The sequence below is a fragment of the Isoptericola sp. NPDC057191 genome, from assembly GCF_042670225.1.
Lineage (GTDB): Bacteria > Actinomycetota > Actinomycetes > Actinomycetales > Cellulomonadaceae > Isoptericola.
Map to the genome: position 1 here is coordinate 1 of NZ_JBHUWC010000241.1, position 4,840 is coordinate 4,840.

At 73.3% G+C, this 4,840-nt stretch carries 3 protein-coding genes; all 3 read right to left on the reverse strand.

Features of this window, described 5'->3' with window-relative positions; all coding sequences use genetic code 11:
* Positions 1 to 119: 119 nt before the first annotated feature.
* Positions 120 to 1,535 (reverse strand): isochorismate synthase MenF, encoded by a 1,416-nt coding sequence (locus tag ACFT55_RS19070; protein WP_380245423.1) that lies wholly within the window; start codon positions 1,533 to 1,535, stop codon positions 120 to 122.
* A gap of 67 nt (positions 1,536 to 1,602) precedes the next feature.
* Positions 1,603 to 3,099 (reverse strand): nucleobase:cation symporter-2 family protein, encoded by a 1,497-nt coding sequence (locus ACFT55_RS19075; RefSeq protein WP_380245424.1) that lies wholly within the window; start codon positions 3,097 to 3,099, stop codon positions 1,603 to 1,605.
* Between the two features lie 189 nt (positions 3,100 to 3,288).
* Positions 3,289 to 4,644, reverse strand: a complete 1,356-nt coding sequence (locus tag ACFT55_RS19080; protein WP_380245425.1) for an 8-oxoguanine deaminase — start codon at positions 4,642 to 4,644, stop codon at positions 3,289 to 3,291.
* Between the last annotated feature and the right edge of the window lie 196 nt (positions 4,645 to 4,840).

The following is a 4,840-nucleotide window of genomic DNA, read 5'->3' on the forward strand; positions in this document are numbered from 1 at the left end:
GGGACGTACTACCTCGGCGCCCTTCGTGCTACCTCGGCGCGGCGCGGACTACCTCGGCGCGGCGCGGACTACCTCGGCGGGGCGCGGACTACCTCGGCGGGGCTCGGACTACCTCGGCGTCAGTCCGCGCCGAGCGCCCACCGCATGGGGACCAGCTTGGCCTCGGACTCGGCGAGCTCGGCCTCCGGGTCGGACGCCGCGACGATGCCGCAGCCGGCGAACAGGCGCACGTGCCGCGGGTCCGTCTGCGACAGCTCCGCCGAGCGCAGGGCGATGCCCCACTCGCCGTCGCCGTCCGCACCCACCCAGCCGACGGGCCCGGCGTACCGGGACCGGTCCATGCCCTCGATCTCGCGGATGAGGTCGCGCGCCACGACCGTCGGCGTGCCGCACACGGCGGCCGACGGGTGCAGCGCGGCGGCGAGGGTCAGGGACGACGGGGGGCGCTCCCGTCCGCCCGGCGCGACGCGGTCCAGCACGCCCGTGACGTCGGACGCCAGGTGCATGACGTTCGGCAGGTGCAGCACGAACGGGGCGTCGGGGACGTTCATCGACGAGCAGAACGGCTCCAGGGCGCGGGCCACGGAGCGCACCGCGTACTCGTGCTCCTCGAGGTCCTTCGAGGAGCGGGCCAGCTGTGCCGCGTGCAGCAGGGCGTCGTCGTCCGACATCCCCGTCTCGCGGCGGATCGTGCCCGCCAGCACGCGGGACGTCACCAGCCCCTTCTCGCTGCGCACGAGCAGCTCCGGGGTGGCGCCCACCATGCCGGACACGGAGAACGTCCAGCACGCCTCGTACCGGTCGGCCAGCCGGTGCAGCAGCCACCGCGGGTCCAGGGGGTGCTCGGTGGTCGCCAGGACGTCGCGCGCCAGGACGACCTTCTCCAGCTCGCCCGACTGGATCCGGGCCACGCCCTCGCGCACGACGGCGGGCCAGTCGCCCGCCGCGACCGCGCCGTCGGCGAACCGGACACGGCCGGGCGCCGGGACGGGGCTGCGGGGCTCGCGGCGCAGCGCCTCGGTGCCCGGTGCGGCGTCGAGGCTCGCCCCCGGGGTGATCGTCGTCATCCAGGTCACGCCGCCGCGGCGGCCCACGAGCACCCGCGGCACCACGAGGGAACCGTCCGGGCGTGCGCGCCCGACGTCGTCGCCGTCCTGGTCGTCGAGCTGGCCGGCGTCGTCGAACGCGAAGGTGCCGAACGCGACCGGTCCCGTGCCGGGCAGGCGGACGTCGTCGCGGACCACGGCCCGCGCGAGCGTGGCCTGCCAGGCGGCCTCGGCGTCCGCGAACCGGCCGGGGCCGAAGGTGTCGAAGCGCAGCGCCTCGCCCCAGCCGACGAGGCCGTCGCCGCGCCGCACCCAGCTCAGCGGCCGGGCGTCGGGCAGGAGGTCGACGAGGGCGGTCAGACCGCCGGGGAGATCGTCGATCCGGGTGGTGCGGACCAGGAGCGCGAGGGGCTCGGTCGCGGGACCGGGGGCGGTGCCGGTGGTCGTGCCCGGGTGGGGGCGCGGCGCCGGCAGGGGCGTGGCGGACATCGGCTCCAGAGTACGCCCGGAGGCCCGCCACGCCCTTCCACGTGCCGTGCTCAGGTGTGACGCACGGTCACGGCGTGGTCGCGCCGTCGGCACGCTCGTCGGCCGGTGCGTCCGCGCGGCTGCGCGGGGCGCGGTTCGAGCGGTTGAGGACGCCGTCGTCCGCCAGGTCCTCCAGCTGCTCGTCGTCGACCGCCTTGCTCGCGGTGCCCTTCACGAACACCGACGGGTTCTCCGGCGTGCCCGCCTTGATGTGGTTGAACAGGATGTTCAGCAGGATCGCCATGAGGGCGGCCGAGCTGATCCCCGAGTGGAAGATGGTGCCGAACCAGGTCGGGAACTGGTCGTAGAAGTCCGGCTTGGCGATCGGCACCATGCCGAACGAGATCGACGCCGCCACGATGACGAGGTTCATCGAGTTGCCGTAGTCCACCTTGGCGAGGGTGCGGATGCCGGACGCCGCGACCGAGCCGAACAGCACGACTCCCGCACCGCCGAGCACGGGCGTCGGGACCGCCGCGACGACGCGGCCCAGCACCGGCAGCAGGCCCAGGACGACGAGGATCGCCCCGCCCGCCGACACGACGAAGCGCGACTTGATGCCCGTGATCGCGACCAGGCCGACGTTCTGCGCGAACGCCGACTGCGTGAAGGAGCCGAAGAACGGCGACACCACGGACGACGCCATGTCCGCGCGGAGACCGTTCGCGATCCGCTTGCGGTCCACCTTCGTGCCGACGATCTCGCCGACCGCGATGATGTCCGCCGTCGTCTCCGTGAGCGTCACCAGGATGACGATGAGCATCGAGACGATCGCGGCGACCTCGAACGTCGGCGGGCCGTACGCCAGCGGCGTGGGGAACGCGAAGATCGGGCCGTCGCCGACGCCCCCGAAGTCCGCCTTGCCCAGCACGAGCGCGATGAGCGTGCCCGCGACGATCGCGATGAGGATCGACAGCCGCGAGACCGTCCCCGACCCGACCTTCGACAGCAGGATGACGATCGCGAACGTGAGGAACGCGAGGCCGATGTTGCTCGTCGAACCGTAGTCGGGCGCCTCGGCGTTGCCGCCCATCGCCCAGTTCGCCGCCACGGGCATCAGCGTCAGGCCGATCGTGGTGATCACCACGCCGGTCACCACCGGCGGGAAGAACCGGATGATCTGCGCGAAGAACGGCGTGATGAGGAAGCCGATCGCCGACGAGACGAGCACGGCGCCCAGCACCGCCTGGATCCCGCCCCCGCCGCCGACGATGGCGACCATCGTCGAGACGCCGGCGAAGGACACGCCCTGCACCAGCGGCAGCTGGGAGCCGAAGAACCTGATGCCCACCGTCTGCAGGATCGTCGCGAGCCCGCCGATGAACAGCGAGGCGGCGACGAGCGTCCCGATCTCCGCCGGCGTCAGGCCGGCCGCGCTCCCGACGATCAGCGGCGGGGCGATGATGCCGCCGTACATCGTGAGGACGTGCTGGAAGCCGTACCCGAACGTGGCGCCGAGCGGCAGCCGCTCGTCCTCGGGCCGGGTGGGGCTGGTCACCGCGCGGGCGGTGGTGGACCGTGCCATAGCGGACCTCCTTGTTCGCTACCGAGTCAGGTTCACTCTTCCGACTAGCGGAAGAAGCCTTCCATCATTCGACCGGCAAAGGGTGAGGCGTGTCAACCCCTCCCGGGCCACGGATTGCCGTTGAGTAGTCGTCGGGCGGAGCGGGACGGCCGGTGAGTGGCGGGGCGTCCGTGCGGCTCGCGCGGAGAGTCAGCCGGCGACGAGGCGGCGGGCGGCGTCGCGGTGCTCGGCGAGGAGCGTGGGCAGGTCGAGGTCGACGACGTGGCCGTCGACGACCCGCCAGTCGCCGCCGACCATGACCCGGTCGGCGCGGTCGGCGCCGCACAGCAGCAGCGCGGCGACCGGGTCGTGCGAGCCCGAGAAGCGGGGCTCGTCGAGACGCCACAGGGCGAGGTCGGCCTGCTTGCCGACGGCGAGGACGCCGAGGTCGTCGCGGCCCAGCACACGGGCCGAGCCGCGCGTCGCCCAGCCGAGAGCGCGAGCCACCGGCACCGACGCCCCGTACTTGAGGCGCTGCAGGTAGAGGGCCTGGCGGGCCTCCAGGATCATCGTGGACGCGTCGTTGGACGCGGAGCCGTCGACGCCGAGCCCGACCGGCACCCCCGCGTCCTCGAGCTCCAGGACGCGCGCGATGCCGGACGCGAGGCGCATGTTCGACGTCGGGCAGTGCGCCACGCCGGTGCCCGCCGCGCCCAGGCGTCCGATCTCCTGGTCGTCGAAGTGGATGCCGTGCCCGAGCCAGGCCCGGTCGGTCAGCCAGCCCACCGACTCCAGGTAGTCCACCGTGCGCATCCCGAACCGCTCGCGCAGGAAGTCCTCCTCGTCGATCGTCTCCGCGAGGTGGGTGTGCAGGCGCACATCGTGCCGCGCGGCCAGCTCGGCCGTGTCCCGCATGTTCTGCGTGGTCACGGAGAAGGGTGAGCAGGGCGCGAGGGCGATCTGGATCCGGGCGCCCGCACCGCGCTCGTGGTACGCGCCGATCAGGCGTTCCGAGTCCGCCAGGATGGTGTCGGCGTCCTGCACCACCGACTGCGGGGGAAGCCCGCCGTCGTCCGTGCCGAGCGTCATCGAGCCGCGCGTGAGCGTGGCCCGCATGCCGAGCTCGCGCACGGCCTCGACCTGGATGTCGATCGCGTCGTCCAGCCCCGCCGGGAAGACGTAGTGGTGGTCGGCGGCCGTGGTGCAGCCCGACAGCAGCAGCTCCGACAGCGCGACCTTCGTGGCGAGCTCGTGCGCGCGCGGTGTGAGCCGGGCCCACACCGGGTACAGCGTCGTCAGCCACGGGAAGAGCTCGGCGTCCGCGACCGGGCCCCAGGCGCGTGTGAGCGTCTGGTAGAAGTGGTGGTGCGTGTTGATCAGGCCGGGCGTGACCACGTGCTCCGCCGCGTCGAACGTCTCGTCGACGGGCGCCGCAGGGCTGGCGCCGGCCGCCACCAGCTCGCTGATCACGCCGTCCGAGACGACGACGCCGCCGCGCGCGTCGGGTGCTCCAGGGGAGTCGTCGGCGGTGAAGACGGCCAGCGGGTTCTTGATCCAGGTGCTCATCGGTGCCTCCTGACGGCGACGCCGGGGGAGCGGCGCCACGTCGCGCCGGCTCAGTGGGCCTGTCTGCCGATCCAGGGAGCGCCGGCCTCGTGCCGCCGTCCCGCACGACGCTAGGACACCGGTGGCCGGGTGGCAACGGTCAGGCAACGGTCAGATCGGCAGTCCCCGCTCACGTCGGCAGTCCGAGCTGCCGACG